General features: G+C 67.6%; 19 protein-coding genes, 1 tRNA gene and 1 riboswitch. Of the genes, 13 read left to right on the plus strand and 7 right to left on the minus strand.

What is annotated here, in order from left to right; genetic code table 11:
• Nucleotides 1–105: 105 nt before the first annotated feature.
• The 3 genes from ABD250_RS07690 to ABD250_RS07700 all read right to left on the minus strand — a co-directional run bounded on the left by ABD250_RS07690 (nucleotide 106) and on the right by ABD250_RS07700 (nucleotide 2,773).
• Nucleotides 106–1,161 (minus strand): ABC transporter substrate-binding protein, encoded by a 1,056-nt coding sequence (locus ABD250_RS07690; protein ID WP_182658462.1) that lies wholly within the window; start codon nucleotides 1,159–1,161, stop codon nucleotides 106–108.
• On the minus strand, nucleotides 1,158–1,937 hold the full coding sequence (locus tag ABD250_RS07695; RefSeq protein ID WP_179524878.1) for an ABC transporter permease: 780 nt from the start codon (nucleotides 1,935–1,937) through the stop codon (nucleotides 1,158–1,160). The genes ABD250_RS07690 and ABD250_RS07695 overlap by 4 nt, the downstream gene beginning before the upstream one ends.
• On the minus strand, nucleotides 1,934–2,773 hold the full coding sequence (locus ABD250_RS07700) for an ATP-binding cassette domain-containing protein (RefSeq protein WP_179524879.1): 840 nt from the start codon (nucleotides 2,771–2,773) through the stop codon (nucleotides 1,934–1,936). The genes ABD250_RS07695 and ABD250_RS07700 overlap by 4 nt, the downstream gene beginning before the upstream one ends.
• Nucleotides 2,756–2,853: riboswitch (TPP riboswitch) on the minus strand. It overlaps the preceding gene by 18 nt.
• Before the next feature lie 390 nt (nucleotides 2,854–3,243).
• Between ABD250_RS07700 and ABD250_RS07705 the strand changes: the two genes are divergently transcribed.
• The 8 genes from ABD250_RS07705 to ABD250_RS07740 all read left to right on the plus strand — a co-directional run bounded on the left by ABD250_RS07705 (nucleotide 3,244) and on the right by ABD250_RS07740 (nucleotide 8,528).
• Complete coding sequence (locus ABD250_RS07705; RefSeq protein ID WP_182659481.1) at nucleotides 3,244–4,401, plus strand: tyrosine-type recombinase/integrase; 1,158 nt, start codon at nucleotides 3,244–3,246, stop codon at nucleotides 4,399–4,401.
• Nucleotides 4,402–4,681: 280 nt separating this feature from the next.
• A complete protein-coding gene (locus ABD250_RS07710; protein WP_182659480.1) occupies nucleotides 4,682–4,885 on the plus strand; it encodes a helix-turn-helix domain-containing protein in 204 nt (67 codons plus the stop codon).
• Nucleotides 4,882–5,343, plus strand: coding sequence for an HNH endonuclease (locus ABD250_RS07715; RefSeq protein ID WP_182659479.1), 462 nt, complete (start codon nucleotides 4,882–4,884; stop codon nucleotides 5,341–5,343). Before ABD250_RS07710 ends, ABD250_RS07715 begins: the two co-directional genes overlap by 4 nt.
• 262 nt (nucleotides 5,344–5,605) lie before the next feature.
• The gene (locus ABD250_RS07720) at nucleotides 5,606–7,672 is read left to right on the plus strand and encodes a bifunctional DNA primase/polymerase (RefSeq protein WP_344391586.1); all 2,067 of its coding nucleotides are present in this window, start codon (nucleotides 5,606–5,608) and stop codon (nucleotides 7,670–7,672) included.
• Entirely contained in the window at nucleotides 7,665–7,913 is a 249-nt protein-coding gene (locus ABD250_RS07725) for a hypothetical protein (protein WP_344391588.1), read from the plus strand. The genes ABD250_RS07720 and ABD250_RS07725 overlap by 8 nt, the downstream gene beginning before the upstream one ends.
• A 14-nt stretch (nucleotides 7,914–7,927) precedes the next feature.
• On the plus strand, nucleotides 7,928–8,200 hold the full coding sequence (locus ABD250_RS07730) for a WhiB family transcriptional regulator (protein ID WP_182659092.1): 273 nt from the start codon (nucleotides 7,928–7,930) through the stop codon (nucleotides 8,198–8,200).
• Entirely contained in the window at nucleotides 8,197–8,355 is a 159-nt protein-coding gene (locus ABD250_RS07735; RefSeq protein ID WP_182659091.1) for a hypothetical protein, read from the plus strand. Before ABD250_RS07730 ends, ABD250_RS07735 begins: the two co-directional genes overlap by 4 nt.
• A complete protein-coding gene (locus ABD250_RS07740; protein WP_182659090.1) occupies nucleotides 8,352–8,528 on the plus strand; it encodes a hypothetical protein in 177 nt (58 codons plus the stop codon). The genes ABD250_RS07735 and ABD250_RS07740 overlap by 4 nt, the downstream gene beginning before the upstream one ends.
• Nucleotides 8,529–8,683: 155 nt before the next feature.
• On the opposite strand, the gene ABD250_RS07745 is transcribed toward ABD250_RS07740, so the two are convergent.
• Entirely contained in the window at nucleotides 8,684–10,084 is a 1,401-nt protein-coding gene (locus ABD250_RS07745; protein ID WP_344391591.1) for an IS1380 family transposase, read from the minus strand.
• 261 nt (nucleotides 10,085–10,345) lie between these two features.
• Here ABD250_RS07745 and ABD250_RS18090 point away from each other — a divergent pair, with 261 nt between their 5' ends.
• The 4 genes from ABD250_RS18090 to ABD250_RS07760 all read left to right on the plus strand — a co-directional run bounded on the left by ABD250_RS18090 (nucleotide 10,346) and on the right by ABD250_RS07760 (nucleotide 12,572).
• Nucleotides 10,346–10,570, plus strand: a complete 225-nt coding sequence (locus ABD250_RS18090) for a helix-turn-helix domain-containing protein (protein ID WP_422110538.1) — start codon at nucleotides 10,346–10,348, stop codon at nucleotides 10,568–10,570.
• Nucleotides 10,560–10,742, plus strand: a complete 183-nt coding sequence (locus tag ABD250_RS07750) for a hypothetical protein (protein WP_182659086.1) — start codon at nucleotides 10,560–10,562, stop codon at nucleotides 10,740–10,742. The genes ABD250_RS18090 and ABD250_RS07750 overlap by 11 nt, the downstream gene beginning before the upstream one ends.
• Nucleotides 10,739–11,662 carry a hypothetical protein gene (locus tag ABD250_RS07755; RefSeq protein WP_182659085.1) on the plus strand — a complete coding sequence of 308 codons (924 nt, stop codon included), beginning with the start codon at nucleotides 10,739–10,741 and terminating at the stop codon, nucleotides 11,660–11,662. The genes ABD250_RS07750 and ABD250_RS07755 overlap by 4 nt, the downstream gene beginning before the upstream one ends.
• A gap of 319 nt (nucleotides 11,663–11,981) precedes the next feature.
• Nucleotides 11,982–12,572 (plus strand): hypothetical protein, encoded by a 591-nt coding sequence (locus ABD250_RS07760; protein ID WP_182659084.1) that lies wholly within the window; start codon nucleotides 11,982–11,984, stop codon nucleotides 12,570–12,572.
• Between the two features lie 397 nt (nucleotides 12,573–12,969).
• Here the strand turns inward: ABD250_RS07760 and ABD250_RS07765 are convergent, their stop codons facing one another.
• From ABD250_RS07765 to ABD250_RS07775, 3 genes are all read right to left on the minus strand, one after another.
• Nucleotides 12,970–13,308 carry a hypothetical protein gene (locus tag ABD250_RS07765; protein WP_182659083.1) on the minus strand — a complete coding sequence of 113 codons (339 nt, stop codon included), beginning with the start codon at nucleotides 13,306–13,308 and terminating at the stop codon, nucleotides 12,970–12,972.
• Nucleotides 13,305–13,583, minus strand: coding sequence for a hypothetical protein (locus ABD250_RS07770; RefSeq protein WP_182659082.1), 279 nt, complete (start codon nucleotides 13,581–13,583; stop codon nucleotides 13,305–13,307). The genes ABD250_RS07765 and ABD250_RS07770 overlap by 4 nt, the downstream gene beginning before the upstream one ends.
• 145 nt (nucleotides 13,584–13,728) lie before the next feature.
• Nucleotides 13,729–13,801, minus strand: a tRNA-Arg gene (locus tag ABD250_RS07775).
• 107 nt (nucleotides 13,802–13,908) lie between these two features.
• On the opposite strand from ABD250_RS07775, the gene ABD250_RS07780 reads away from it, so the two are divergent.
• Nucleotides 13,909–15,939: a bifunctional copper resistance protein CopD/cytochrome c oxidase assembly protein gene (locus tag ABD250_RS07780; protein WP_182659081.1), complete on the plus strand. Its 2,031-nt coding sequence runs from the start codon at nucleotides 13,909–13,911 to the stop codon at nucleotides 15,937–15,939.
• The last annotated feature ends 82 nt before the right edge of the window (nucleotides 15,940–16,021 follow it).

Here is a 16,021-nt window from a genome sequence, read left to right on the forward strand (position 1 = left end):
CTCTTATCGATGGCGGGACCTCTGGCGGGGCCGCATGAGCCGGCGCGCCCTCACCCGCGCCCTCTCCTGCGGGGTCTTCCGCCCAACCTCGTGCCGGGCGGGGTTCTAGCCGTCGGCTCCGGGCAGGTAGTCGTCGGTCGTGGCGGTGGCGCCGTCGATCTCGGTCTCCAGCAGTCCGTTCTGGTACATCCACGTCGCGTACGCCGCCCAGTCCTCGGCCGACTGCCGGCCGAAACCGTCCTCGGGCAGCAGCGCGAGGGTGGCGTCGATCATCAGCTCCAGCACGTCCGGGTCGTAGGAACCCTCGGTCTCGGGGGTGAGGGAGTCGATGGCGACCCGGCGGTCGTCCAGAGCCGTGGCCTGGCCGGCCGCGGTGCCGGCGAGGAAGGCCCGCACGCGCTCGGCGTAGTCGGCGTCCTCGACGAGGCGGCTCGGGTTGGCGATGATCACCAGCTCCGCGTAGTCCGGAACTCCGAGCTCCGTGGCCGGCATCACCACGAAATCGCCCTGAGCGGTGAGTTCGACCCCCTCGATGTTGCGGAAGGCCCCGAAGATCGCGTCCACCTGGTCGGTCAGGAGCGCCTGGTTGAGGCTCTGCTGCACGTTGGGGGCGGAAATCGAGCCCGGGTCGATCCCTGCCTCCCGGGCGATGAAGTCGAGGGTCGGCTGCTGGGAGGCCAGACCCGACAGCCCCACGGTCTTGCCCTCCAGGTCGGCTGCGGTGGTGATCCCGGACTCCGTCCTGGCGATCAGCGAGGTCAGCGACGTGGGTATCAGGGCGGCGACCGAGACCACGTCGAGGCCCTGCTCCGCGGCGATGAGGGTGTCGGGCTCATACGAGATGGCCAGGTCCGCACGTCCCAGGGACACCTCCCGCGCGGCGTCGGCCGTGTTGGCGGGCGTCATGAACGTCACGTCGACGCCGGCGTCGTCGTAGGCGCCGGTCTGCTGCGCGGTGTACAGGGCCACATGGTCGGGATTGGGGCTCCAGTCGAGCAGGACGCTGACCGGTGCGGCGGCGGTCGCGTCCGGCTCGGCGTCGTCCGGGGCCGCCTGACAACCGGTCAGAGCCACCGCGGCAGCGGCCGCGATCGCGAGCATGCGCACCCCGGGCCTCGTGCGGGCCTGGCGTGGGGTCTTCGTGGGTCGTGGGTGAGTCATGATGGGTTCCTTTCCCCGGTGGGAGTGTTCCAAGGGCAGATGAGGCGTTCGAGGATGGTCACGCTGGCCAGCAGGACGCTGGACATGATCGTCAGCACGACCACCTGGGCAAAGACGAAATCGGTCTGGAGCCGGGGGATGGCCTGGAGCATGAGGTAGCCCAGGCCGTTGGTCGAGCCCGTGTACTCGGCGAAGACCGCGGCGACCGGGGCGAAGGTGACCGAGACGCGCAGTCCCGCGAAACCGCGTGGGGCGGCGTAGGGCAGACGCACCCGCCAGAAGAGCGACCACCTGGTGGCGTGCAGGCTCCGCAGCGTGTCGATCAACCTGGTGTCGACCGTGCGGACACCGGAGAGAAGGTTGAGCGCGACGGGGAAGAAACACAGCAGGGCGACAACGATGACCTTCGGTGCCATCCCGTAGCCCAGGGAGATCGTCAGCAGCGGGCCGATCACGATGACCGGGATGGCCTGGGAGGCGACCAGCAGGGGGGTCATGGCCTGCCCGACGGTGGGTACGAAGGCGCTGATGATCACCACGACCAGCGCGACGACCACCCCGAGGACCACCCCGATGAGAGTCTCGGTGGCGGTGAGCAGCGTGGCGGAACCGAGCCGGTCGGGCCAGGTGCTCACGAGCGAGTCGAGCACGGCGAGGGGCGCGGGGATCACGTAGTCCGGCACCAGCTCGAGCGCGGTGACCGTGATCCAGGCGGCGAGCACCAGCAGGACCGTGACGCAGGCGGGAGCAGCGGACCGGAGGAATCGCACGGTCATCGGGCGGTTCCGCCTTCGGCCAGATGCGATTCCCGGGCCAGTGCCTGGAGTACTTCCCGGCGGGCTGCGGCGAACGCCTCGTCGCCGAGGAGGACCTCGCGGGGGCGGTCGTCGCCGAACCATCCCGGCCAGGTGGAGACCACACGCGCCGGGGCGTCGGCCTCGTACCGTGCCAGCAGGACCACACGTTCGGCGAGGAGCAGCGCCTCATCGACGTCGTGGGTGACCATGACGAGCGTGGCCGAGGTCCCGGTGAGGGTCTCGCGCAGCCACTGTTGGACGTCGGCGCGGGTGATCGCGTCGAGCGCGCCGAGCGGCTCGTCGGCCAGCAGCACGGGTTTGCGCGCCAGCAGGGCGCGCGCGAGTGCGCCGCGCTGGCGCATCCCCGCGCTGAGTGCCGCGGGACGGGCCCCGGACCAGACGCCCAGACCCAGGCGGTCCAGCAAGGACTGGGCCTCGGTGCGGGCCGCGCGCCGGCCCACCCGTTGGTTACGGAGACTGATCGCGACGTTGTCGAGCAGGGTCAGCCAGGGCAACAGGCTGTCGCCCTGGGGCATCAGCGCGCAGGACTCGAGCCGTCGCTCGGGCTGACTCTCGTCGAGGACGAGGGCGGACCCCGTCGTCGGCTCGGCGAGGCCGGCGATCAGCGACAGCAGCGTCGACTTGCCACATCCGCTGCGCCCGACGACGGCGATGTGTTCGCCCACCGGAACGGAGAGGGTGAGGTCCGCGAGCACCGCGCGGCGCGCGCCCGGATAGGTGTGTCCCAGGTCCTCGAGAGACACCGCCGTGGTTCCCGGACGGCTCACCACAGCGTGCACCAGTGCATGTGACATCCCTCCGCTCGTGTGAACGAGTTCAGGTTCAGCGGGTGTGATCTCAGCCCCGTTCGGTAGGGGCACCCCGTGTCATCGGCGCCGATTGCGTCAATCGGGCCGAACATGAAACGTATCACCGGCCGATTCCGTGATGGGAGGCCCGTCGGCGGCCGCGAACGACGTGCCCTCTCAGCGAGTGGTCACATCGGAGGGATTTCGGAACACCCCACCTGGGAGAACGTGATCAGGAGTGACCACGCGGCGGGCGAACCGGACGGAAGCCGGTCGCCGTGCCGGACACATGCTTTGGGCTGTGCGCCCCCGAGAGGATTCGAACCCTTCGTGAACCGTTCCGGTTTACCTGCCGTGACCTGCTGCGATAGTCGATTGTGCTGGTCAGAGACGTTATCGCCTCTTGCGCATACGATAGCATGAGTTAGCACGAGACCGGATAGGTCTTGCATGCGAGTCGCACGAGAGGGGCCACGATGGGCAACAAGCGAGGCACCAGACGAGGGTTCGGAGCGATCCGCAAACTACCGTCGGGCCGCTACCAGGCCCACTACGTAGGCCCAGACGGGGCCAAACACTTAGCGCCGGCCACGTTCCACGCCCACGACGACGCCGCCGCATGGTGCGCCCACGAACGGCGACTTGTCGACCTCGACGTATGGACCCCGCCCGCCGAGCGGGCCAAGGCGCAGGAAGAGGCCCCGGCCGTACTGCTGGCCGACTACGCCCGAACCTGGCTCGACGAACGCAACCTGAAACCGTCCACCAGGACCGCGTACCGGTCCAAGCTCGAGACGCGCATCCTTCCCGAACTGGGAGACCTCGACCTGACCGCGATCACCCCGGCCGTTGTCCGCAAGTGGCACGCCGCCCTCGTCGCCACCCCGTCCGCGCCGAACGGTGGCCGGGACCGGAGTGGGGCCACCCGCAACGCCCACTGTTACGCGCTACTGCGGACCATCCTGGGAACCGCCGTCGACGATGGGCTCATCGAGGCCAATCCGTGCCGCATCCGCGGGGCGTCCCAGACCAAGCGTGTCCACGAGATCGAGGTGCTACCGGCCGGCGACCTGGAACGCCTCGCCGCCGCCATGCCCGACGAGATACGCCTCGTGGTGCTGCTGGCCGCATGGTGTGGCCTACGGCGCGGGGAAGTGCTCGCACTACGCCGCCGGGACGTGGCACCGGACGGCACCGAGGTTTACGTGCGCCGCGGTGTCACGTTCATACGGTCCAAGCCGGTGTTCTCGACCCCGAAGACCGACGCCGGGGTGCGTGACGTGACGGTGCCGCCGCACATCGTGCCCGCCGTGCTGGACCATCTCGAGCGGCACGTCGGCAGGGGCCGTGACTCGCTGTTGTTCACTGGCAAGGCCGAAGGGGTACTCGACGAGTGGACGCTACGCCGCACGTTCAAGGCCGCTGCCGAGTCCATCGAACGGCCGGGACTAAGGTTCCACGATCTACGGCACCAGGGCGCCGTGCTCGCTGCCCGCGCCGGTGCCACAACCAAGGAACTCATGTCGAGGTTGGGCCACACCACGCCGGCCATGTCCATGCGTTACCAGCACGCCGCGGCTGGCCGTGATGCCGAGATCGCCGCCAAGATGTCGAAGATGATGTCAGAAAAATAGCGTTCCACTAGACTCCGCGCCAATCGTCATGCATACTCACAACTGTGTTCGCATGAGTGAGCACCACAATCGAACATGATCGCTAGACCAAAGGCGAAGTGGAACCTCGAATAGTGGCCCTGGAGGCCAACTAGTCGGATCACCCCGAGAGGGGATCCCGAGGTAAGTAAGCCGGTCGAACGGCGTTCCAGCCCACCCGGGTGGCTGAACACCGAGCATTGCCTGCCACAGACAGACGTGGCCCGCAATCGCTCGTGTTCCCAGCCATTCGGGAGTTCTTGTGTCTGCGCCAAACAAGCGCTATTCGGCCATATCTGAGGCCGCAACCATCTACGACGTTCACCACCAGACGATCCGCCGGTGGATCTCTGAGGGCCGGATCACCGGCTACCGGTTCGGCCCCCGCATGTTGCGTGTCGATCTAGACGAGATCGACGCCATGCTGCGCCCTCTCGCTGCCGCTAAGCGGGGTGAGGTCGCATGATCTCCACCGCAACACGCGCCATGCGCCGCGAGGGATTCACGCCCGCCCAGCGTGACAACATCCTCGATGGATGCTGCCACTACTGCGGAACCGCTTTCCCCTCCGAGGTTGACCACGTCATCCCGTGGTCACGCGGCGGTTCCGACGATCTCGAGAATCTGGTCGCCGCCTGCTACCGCTGTAACCGGGACAAGTCTGACCTCACGCCTGAAGAGTGGGCCGCTGCTCGAGCTGGTCGCGGTGCCGCATGGCCGCCACCGACACGCGAGGCAATCCTGCTCGATCTCACGGCGGGACTCGTCGACGACGCCGACGCCGTTCACGCGGCCGTCAGTGACGAAACGTTGCTGGATTCGCTGGTGTCTTACGTGGACCAGGTACACCGCCACGGTGAGGACCGGGACCGTCATGCCGCCATGCTCGCCATGATTCACGCTGCCGGGGGTGCGTCGAAGTGAGCGAAAAGAGAAGCGCCCCCGCTGTGAACGAGGGCGCCCCAAACCATCCGACTGCTGACGATTCTACCCCGCGCCACGACAGTGCGCTGGCCGCCGCGGCCGGGTACGCCGTCCTGGTCGAAACGGGAGAAGGCCGATACCGGCGAAGGTTGTTCTTGACGTTGGCATCCGCTGAGCGGGCCGTGAACCGTGCCCGCGACCGGGGTAAGTATGCGCACCTAGTCCTGGTCACCCTCACGCCGACGGCGGTGATCCAGTGACCATGCTCGAGCACGCACTCAAGTACGCGGCCGACGGACTCGAGGTGTTCCCCCTCGTCCCTCGCACGAAGCGGCCGGCAACCGCCCACGGCAAAGATGACGCAACCGCCGACGCCGACCAGATCCGCGCATGGTGGACCGCAACACCGGATGCGAACATCGCGGCACGCCCCCCGGCCGGTGTCGTCGTCCTCGACGTCGACCCCCGTCACGGTGGCACCCTCGACGCGCTGGGAGACCTCCCGCCCACCTACCGGACCAAGACCGGCGGGGGCGGCTGGCACGTCTGGGCATGGCTACCCGAGGGGCTGGCCGACCGGGTACGCGGCAAGCTGGACGGGGCCGAGGGGATCGACGTCAAGACCTCGAGCGGGTACCTGGTGATGCCGCCGAGTGTTCACCCCGACGGGGGCCGGTACGTCCTCGAGGACGACACTGAACCGGCAGACCTACCTGCCCACCTACTCGACCGCGTCGTGCGCCGCCCGGTGGTCCGCGAGAGGCCCGCAGTTGCCCCCAGGATCAACGGTGACGAGCGCGGGGGCCGATACTGGGCCGCCGCCCTGACCGCCGAACTGGACGCCGTAGCGGGCGCCCCAGAAGGCAGCCGCAACGACACACTCAACCGGGCCGCCTACAACCTGGGAACCCTCGTCGTCGCCGTCGGTGCCGACCCCAACGACGTTGCCGATCAGCTCGCCACCGCGGCGCGGGGAATCGGCCTGGACGACCACGAGGCGCAAGCGACAATCCGATCCGGTCTGACCGCCGGCATGGAATCGCCCCGCGACATACCGGACACGTCCGGTTCGTCCGGTTCGACCGGTCTGTCCGGTTCGTCCGGTAGGGGTACCGCCCCCGATATGTCCGGTTCGACCGGTTCGACCGGTTCGTCCGGTTCGATAGAGGGGGTCACTGTAGACCGGACGGAACCGATTCTCGACGAGGTCCGCGACTGGCTCGCCCGATACGTTCGCACGACCTCACCCGGTGACCTCGACATCCTCGCCTTGTGGGCCGTGCACACGCACTTCATGGGGCAGCTCTACACAACCCCGCGGCTGTTGCTCGACTCGCCAATGCCCGAGGCCGGCAAGACCACCGTCGTCGAACACTTCGCCCGGTTGTGTTTCTCCCCCTCGCAGGCTTCCGCCCTGTCGTCGGCGGCACTACTGGCCCGCATGGTCCGCAGCGAACCCCGCACCCTGCTGATCGACGAGGCCGACCGCAACCTCGACCCGAAACGGGACGGCGTCGGTGACCTACTCAGCGTCATCAACACCGGATACAAGCGGGGCGGAACCCGCCCGGTCCTCGTCCCGGTCAAGGACGGCTGGGAAGTGCAGGAAATGTCGACATACTCGCCGGTCCTCATGGCCGGCATATCGCCGAACCTGCCCGACGACACCCGATCCCGGTGCATCCGCGTGGTCCTCATGCGCGACCACGACGACACCGTCGAGGAATCCGACTGGGAAGCAATCGAGGACGACGCCGACCAGCTCGCCGCACGCATCGCAGCGTGGGCCGAGGTCGTCGCCGACGAGGTCGCCGTCAACAGGCCACCACTACCCGAGGGGATCAAGGGCCGCGCCCGCGAACGCTGGTCACCGCTCAAGCGCATCGCCACCGTCGCCGGGGGCCGTTGGCCTGCCACCGTCGACGAGCTCGCCACAACCGAGGCCGAGGAACTCAAGACCGAACGGGAGGAAGGTCACGTGCAGAAGCGGCCGGCGCTGGCACTCATCGACCACATCGCCGAGGTGTGGAAACCGTGGGAATCGTTCGTGGGATCGGAGGACCTCGTCCGACGACTCATCATCGCTCACCCCGAAGTGTGGGGCGCTGAAAGCTCATACGGGCGGGCGCTGACCGTGCAACGCATGGGGCGGATGCTCTCGAGCGCGTACAAGGTGCACACCACGCGCCAGCCGACCGACGACCGCACCCGCGGATACACCGCCCGATCCCTCGACGCGGCAACGTCCGGTTTGGGTTTACCCCCCCTGGGCGAACCGGACGAACCGGTCGAACCGGTCGAACCGGACGGGGGCTGTCCCGATGCGTGACAACCGACCACTGTGGCCCCTGGTCGCTGACGAGATGAGTTCCGACGACCTCGACCGCCTCGACGCCACCCTGACCGAGTGGGCCGGAGTGTCGCTGCACTCCGCCACGATGAACGACCTCACCCAAGCACAGCACTCACTCGACCTGTTCCACGAGGCCGCGGTGAAGGTGTACGCCAGCAAGCTCACCGACGCCGGCATCGCCGAAGTTGAGTCCCACGCGAACGGGGGCAAGCCGTGAACCCACTGGCAAATATGCTCGCCGACATTGTCGACCACCGCCTCGAGGGCGCCGCCTGCACCGGAGAGCACCACCTGTTCGACCCCCGCGCCGACGACGAGACCCAACCCGACTACGCCGACCGGGTCGACCTCGCCCGCATGGTGTGCGGCACCTGCCCGGTTCTCAACGCCTGCCACGGCGTAGCCCAGAACATGCGACCCAACCACCGCGTCGGCGTGTGGGCCGGCATCGCCTACGACCACCGCGGCCGACCAGTCCGCACCCCCTCGAAGGAGTCCAAGTGATCCGCCCCCAGATCGACGTATCCGCGCACGTCTACCGCAGCGACACCCAAGTGGTCATGAAGCTGAACCGCGAGACATTCCGGATGACCGACCGAGAGGCCGTACTGCTCGCAGACGCCCTGGTCGACGCCGCCGAAGTAAAGGAGACACCATGACGGGCACCTTCTACGCCCGCCTGCGCGTCCCTCACCAGCCCATCGAACTGAAACTCGCACCCGCCACCGATGGAGTACGCCTGCAGTTCGGAGACCGCTACCTGTACCTCAACGAACGGATCGCCCGGCAACTCGCCGACGCAATCCACGACGCAATCGACGTGACGCCATGACCGCCCGCCCACTAGCCCCGCTGATTCATGGAGTGTGAGGACGGCTTCTGCCGGGTGACGGTGGGTGCGATTGCGTCTATGGGCGTGCGGGAGCGCCGGCTGGCGCTGCCGGTGGCGGGTCTCCGGGTGGTGCTGTCGTGGGCGGGCAGGTGAGGTCAGGCGGGTTTGGGGATCGCGGCGATCGTGTTGAACACGGCGACGATAGCGATCGCCCAGGGCCACGTTTCGGGGATTTTCACTTTTCGTCGTCGGCCGCTGCGGGCCAGTCGGGCCGCGGCGTGGAGGAAGCGGTAGCGCAGCGCCTTGGGCTCGCACAAGGCCAGGACTGCGGCGTCGCCGGTGCAGGCCAGCATCCGAGTCCAGGCCACGAGGTCAGCGGCGAGCATCACCGCCACCAGCCACGCCTGGTTGAGGGCGAACTCCCGGGAGGGAAGCCGGCCGAGCCCGGTGTCTTTGGCGTGTCGGATCCGGTCCTCCACTCGGGCGTGAGCCCGGTGCCTGGCCTCGAGGAATTGGAGCTGGCCGGTGGCGGTGTTGGTGACGAACGCCTGGTAGCGCCACCCGTCGATCTCCTCGAACATCGATAGCTGGGCGCCCGGGTGGGGCCGTTCGCGGCGGACGATGACTCGCATCCCCGCCGGCCACTTGGCGAGCAGCCCGGGGGCGAGGAATCCGGTCAGTTCGGCAACCTCGGCCCCGTCGCGGATGTCGCCCGACGGGTTCAATGCCGGCCCCCACGCTTCCTCGGGGCAGGTCGCGATGGCCCGGCGTAGCGGGGCGGTGATGGAGAATCCGACCGAGTACTCCACCCGTCGACCACGGACGCGGTTCTGCTCGGTGACCCAGTTCAGCAGGTCATGGGAGGCGCCGGCGCCGTCGGAGCGGATCAGCAGATCACGTCGATGGTTGGCGGGGACCTGGGCGATCGCCTGGCCCAGGACGTCGATGTGGTCGGCGGCGGTGTTCGACCCGGCGTTGCCCGGCCGCAGGCTCGCCGCGAGGAACTCGGTCGTGTTGTCGCACCACACGCCGATCGGGTGGTAGCCGAAGGTGCGCTTGTACGTCGGAGCTGCATGTTCCTTCTCGCTGTGGGTGACCACGATGGTGGCGTCCACATCAAGCACGATTGTGGCTCCCAGGTCCCGGCCCGCACACTTGGATGCGGGCACTCCGCCGGGCAGGTGGGACCACACATGCCGCCGCGTGCGGGCTCGCGCCACCTGGATCTTCTTGCGCTTGCCGGCGGTGACCTCGTCCAGAGTGCGCCACACCGTCGGTGCCGACGCCACCGGGCCCAGAGCCTCGGATTGGTGGCGCAGGACGCCGATGTCGGAGATGGACTCGCCGCCATCTGTGAGCATCACCGCGAGGTCGATCAGCACCCGGCCACGGTCATGGATCGGGATGAACCGTCTGCGAGTCATGGCCTTCGACAGTTCGGCGGTCAGCCCCACTCGATCCGCCAGAAGGCGTGGCGCGATGGCTCCGGCGTGGGAGATCACCCCGACACCATCAGCAGTAACGGACAGGCCAGACGACCACGACGTACGCTTCACCTACCGAGTGCTTTCTGTGTGGGGACATGGAACCTTCGACAAGTCCCAGTTTCCCCTGTTCAGGAAGCACTTCGGTCAATTTTCGCCCGGCAATCCTCAGATCCCCGTGAACTACCGGGGCTAGGCCCCGCGGTCCTCGTCGACGGCGACAGCCTCGCAACACTCAGGTGGTGCGTCGCCGTAGCCGTGCGAGAGAAGCGGCGCAACGGCACCCGCCCAGGCCCCGTCCTCGCAGCACTCGACCACGCCGCCGCACAAGCAATGACCGCCGCACGCCTAGCGGACATACCCGAACCCGCCCCACGCCCACACTCAGAGCAGTGGCTCACCACCGGACAGGTAGCCGACCGGCTGGGAATCTCGAGAAGGCAGGCACAACGCCTCGCCGGCACCCTCGAGGCCCGCCGGGTGGGACAGACCCTCATGTTCGACCCCGACACCGTTCACGAATACGCCACCAGCAAGGAGACACAACATGTCCGCTGATATCGGAATCCTCCACCGCGCCGTCGAAGAGTACGTCGCCAGCATGAGCAAGCCCGAGTTCGAGGGATTCGTCGCCATGACCCGGGACCCCGAAGAGAGCAAGCCCGACCCCGCCGCCGCCGAGACCGATCTCGACAAGATCAGCGGCCGCATGTTCGGGGGCGGCAAGTGACCCCCAGCCTGAACCTCACCTACCGGGACGCCTCGAGCCACACCGACGCCAAGACCCTGCTCGCCCTGTTCGAGCGAGCCGCAGACACCTACGGGCTCGAGCCGTTCACCAGCGACGGACTCACCGAAGCCCGCCGCATCCTCGACCTCGCCGACCAAGTCGACAAGGCCGCATGGGACGCCAAACAGAACAAGCCCTACAAGGCAATCTCCACCGCCCTCATCGACGGAGCACTCGACCCCACCGAAGCGGTCACCAAGATCACCCAGGCCGAACACCAGGCCAAGATGAACGAAGGCGCCCACACCCCCGCCTCCCGGCTGGCAATCAACATCCGCGGCGCCGCCGTGCCCCACGTCCGCGACCAGGACGAGACCACCATCCTCGAATGGCTATCGGCACCGTTCGGGCAGGCCGTCGCCAACGCATCCGCCCACGCCGACGTAGTCGACTCCATCCTCGGAACCGAACCCAGGCGAGACGCACCCGGCGTCCGCTCACTGGACCACCACTGGGCACCACGAGCCAACCAGCTCAAGCGAGACCGCAGACTCGCCCGAGCATGGGAAGACCTCGCCACCGCCCTCGACGACGTCTACACAATCGCCGCAATCGTCCACGAGATGCGAGCCAACCAGATCATCCGCCCCGCAGTCACCGACACCCGCGAAACGGTGTGGGCGCAAGTCTGGGAAACCATCCCGCAGGGCGCCTTCAACGGCGACACCCGACCCGGCCGCACCCGCGAGTTCTACCGCGCCCACCGCCACCAGCACCGCCTCACACTGGCCACCGCAAGCCAGCTCGACCGCAACGCCGGCGAACTACCCGACGACCTCGACCAAATAGCCGAGGAATCAATGCGCATGCGCGACCGCATGGCAAACGCCGGCTACCAATCAGTGTTCCCAAGCCGGTAACCAACAGACTCCCGCGAAGTGCCACCGCGGGAACCCCGGCCGGTCCGCGACGTGGCATAACGCGGACCGGCCCCTGGGGGGTGACTCCCCCGAAGGGCACACGGACAGACCCCTCGGCTTACGGCTCCTCCCTCCCCGCACCGAATATCCACAGGGTTGTTCGGTGTTGTGCTGGTCGGAGTGTTGGGGATCGGTTCTGGTGCCCGGCCTCGCCGTTGGCAGACCTTTGTCCCCACCCGCCTTTATAAGCGAGTTCCTTATTTAGTTGGGTTCGTGGGCTTCTCCTAGCGCGACTCGGAGGCGGTTGTACGTTATTCGGATGAGCAGAGCGAGTGAGCGGGGTCCGGGCGCGGCGATTCTTGGTCTTGTCGCTGTTGGCGGGTTCCTCGTGGGTGGGATTGTTTCCTGGCTGGTGACCGGGAGCGCATCTGCCGATTGGGTGGGTGCGATCGGCCAGTGGGTTGGTGGGATCGGCACGATTGCGGCGGTGTTGTGGGCCGCGCACGTGTTCCGGGATGAGCGCCGACAAATTGATCTCGAGCGGGCCGGACGCTTGAGGGCGCAGGAGGATCAGGCGTCACGCTTCAGCGTGAACGTGCGCGTTCATGGCCGTAGTGGCCTGTACGCGATGAGTTTCGCGGTGACGGGTGTGAACGAGACGAACGGGAACGTGGTGGTCACTGACGTCGAGGTCCCGGTCCTCACGCAGAAGTCATCCAGACTGCCCCAGGAGGTCGTACCTGGAATTGCGGTTCTCAAGTGGGTGCCGAATCCGTATCAGTGCGCAGACGACGACGAGGTACGGCACTTCGGTGAGCGCTATCCCGTCACAGTGACCTACTCGATTGACGGTGTCAGTTGGGTGCGGACGGGGGAGGGTCCTCCGGCCAGAGTTTCCGAGCTGTCCTGAGGTCCGCGGACACCGCTGCAACCGACGTGCTTATCGCCGTGGTCCAGGTGCTGTTAGTAACAGGAGCTGGGTGGTCACCGTTAGGGCATGGACACCCTACGGGTGGCGGGGTCTTGATCCCCTCCCCACGATTTCCCACGAGCCATTTCCCGTTATCGCGTCACGGCACGACAAGTAACCCGCCCTGGAAAGGTGCGAGCTTCGTCGTGACCCCCTGGCACGTCCGGCCGGACCATGCAGGGAGCGCCCCAGCCCGTTCTGGGGTGTGCATACGGGAGACGGTTGGTTTGGGGCGGAACCGTCCTGAAAACGCCCTCTAGATCGCACGCTGAGCGATCACCGCGCCAACCGTGGTCAATGAGGGCCACGGTTGGACGGAAACGGCTCAGGGAGCGATTCAGGGGGTGTTGTCGAGGATCTGCCGGATCATGGCGTCGCGCTCGCGGTCGACCATCTCGGCCGCCTGGAGCAACGCGTACCCGAGGGTTCGGCACTCCTCGACGGACAGGACCGGCGGCGGCGTGGTGCCGTTGTGGGTCCACATGGAGATGGTGGGCACGTCCTCGTCGTCGTGCTGCATGACCCACACCTGTGCCCGGTAGCGGCGCTTGCCGCCCTGGTCGTGGGTGACGTATTCGTCCCAGACGACGCCGGTGCTGCGTGACCTGGTCCGGCTGGTTTCGCCGTGGTCGTTGGTGTGCTCGGACTCGTTGGTCCACCACTGGTCGCCGCTCATCGGAGGCCCGCGATCCACGACTGGTGCGCGGTGTCCCAGGCTGTGCGTGCCTTCGTGAGCGCGTCTGCGAGCTCGACGGCCTGATCGGGGCTCATGTCGAGCTCACCGAGGACGGACAGGATCGGCGGCGTTGCCACGCCGTTGTCGACGAGGGACACGACCTCGACTGTGATCTTCTGCCGGGTGTTGGTCGGTCCGCCGGCGATGATGTGGCGGTAATGCGTGATGTCGTCGCCCGTGAGCGGTGGCGGTGTGGGATGCTGGCTGTTGGCCATGACGGTTACCTCGTCTTGGTCGCTGGCCCCGAGCGTTCCCGCGCTACGGGGCCATTTCTATTGACCAACACAAGGCAACTTGTACGCCAGTTGCACGACCTGCGAATCGCGCAGCATAAATGCCGCTTGACCTGCGTGAACCTTGCGCCCCCGAGAGGATTCGAACCCCTGACCAGCCGGGTAGAAACCGGATGCTCTATCCACTGAGCTACGGAGGCCTGCGACGCTCGCGTCCGGCGTCGCCGGAAGAATGGTAGCCGATCCGGGGGTGTGCGCAGCAGCCGCGAATCGGCCCGGGGGCGATCGGGTTAATACGATGGTGGCCATGACGTCGTCCAAGTCGACACCCACCACCGCCGGACCGCTCAGGACCCGCAGCGTGGTGCCCGTGGTGATCCTGCTCGCGGTGGTGGCCGCGGCGGTGGTGATCCCGCTCTCGGGCATGTCCACCGAGGTGGCGCTCGCGCTGGTGGGCGTCCCGGACCCGGGCGTTCTCACCACGGCCGGGCTCCCGGCGGTCCGCGCGATGGGCGAGTTGCTCGCGGCGGTGGCGGTGGGGACGGCCCTGTTCGCGGCGTTCTTCACACCGCCCCAGAAGGACAAGACCCTCGACGTGGACGGCTACCGCTCGCAGCGGATCTCCTCGTGGGCCAACATCGCCTGGGCGGTGGCCGCGGCACTGCTCATCCCGCTGACCCTGTCGGACGTCTCCGGCCGAACCCTCTGGGAGTCGCTGCCGCCGGACCAGTGGATCGTGGCGATCAGCCAGATCGACGTGGCCTCGTCCTGGCGGTGGGCGGCGGTGATCGCACTGGTGGCCGGGATCGGTCAACGGCTCACCCTGAGTTGGCGCTGGTCGGTGATCTGGCTGGGCGTCTCGGTGCTCTCGCTGCTGCCGGTGGCGGCCACGGGACACGCCTCCGGGAGCACGGCGCACGACATCGCCACCAACTCGTTGATCATCCACCTGTTCGCCGCGGCGTTCTACGTGGGTGGGCTGGTCGCGGTGCTCGCCCACACCATGCGGGGCGGCTCCCGCGTGGCACTGGCGCTGCGCCGCTACTCGGTGGTGGCCACCATCGCGATCGTCGCGCTCGGGTTCTCCGGAATCATCAACGCGCTCGTGCGGCTGCACCCCGCCGACCTGTTCTCCTCGACCTACGGGCTGCTGGTGCTGGCCAAGGCGCTGGTGCTGGTCCTGCTCGCGATGTTCGGGCTGGCGATGCGCCGCCGGATCATCGCCAAGATCGAATCCAGATCGGCCAACGCCCCCGTCGACCGCGGAACCCTGTTGCGGATCGGGCTGGTCGAGGCCGTGGTGATGGCGGGCACGATGGGGCTCTCGGTCTCGCTCGGCCGCACCCCGCCGCCGGCGCCGCTCTACGTCCCCACCCGCCAGGAGGCGCTGCTGGGTTTCGAGCTCCCCGGCCCGTTCTCCTTCGGCACCGTGCTGGGGTTGTGGCGCTTCGACCTGGTGCTGGGCCTGGCCGCCGTCGTCCTGCTGAGCCTCTACGTGTGGGGCCTGATCACCCTGCGCCGCCGCGGCGACTCCTGGCCGGTGGGCCGGACCGTGGCCTGGGTGCTCGGCTGTGTCCTGCTGTTCCTCACCACCAGCTCCGGTATGGGGATGTACATGATGGCCGACTTCGCCAGCCACATGGTGGGGCACATGCTCATCTCGATGCTCGTGCCGGTGCTCCTCGCGCTCGGCGGGCCGCTGACCCTGGCGCTGCGGGCGCTCCCGGCGGCGGGGCGCGGGAACCCACCCGGGCCGCGCGAGTGGATCGTCGAGTTCATCAACAACCCGCTCTCGCGGTTCCTCACCCACCCGATCGTCGCGTCGGTGCAATTCGTGGCGGGTTTCTACATCATCTACTTCGGCGGGTTCTACGAGGCTCTGGCCTCCGAGCACCTGGGCCACATGTTCATGAACGTCCACTTCCTCATCAGCGGTTACCTGTTCTACTGGGTGATCATCGGGGTCGACGCGGCGCCGCGGCACTTCTCGCCGCTCTACAAGCTCATGGTGCTGCTCAGTTCGCTGCCGTTCCACGCCTTCTTCGGCATCATGCTGATGAACTACAAGACCGTGCTCGCCGAGAACTGGTACGGCGGGATCGGGCTCCCCTGGATCCCGGACCTCCTGCAGAGCCAGCAGGTCGGAGGCGGCGTCGCGTGGGCGGCGGGGGAGATCCCGCTGTTCATCGTCATGTTGGCTCTGGCCTGGCAGTGGTACCAGAGCGACATGCGGGACGCGCGGCGCGGCGAGCGGCAGGCCGATCGTGACGACGACGCCGAGCTCAAGGCCTATAACGAGATGCTCGGTGAGATGTCCCGCGCCGACCGCCGGGCCTGAGAGGCGCCCACCTCGTCGTCGTCGGGACCCCCGTTCCACACCCCTCCCGCCCCTCCACAGGGCGGGCACCGCGAGCGGTGCG

Origin of the sequence: Dietzia cercidiphylli (assembly GCF_039531545.1) — a bacterium.
Taxonomy (GTDB): Bacteria; Actinomycetota; Actinomycetes; order Mycobacteriales; family Mycobacteriaceae; genus Dietzia; species Dietzia natronolimnaea.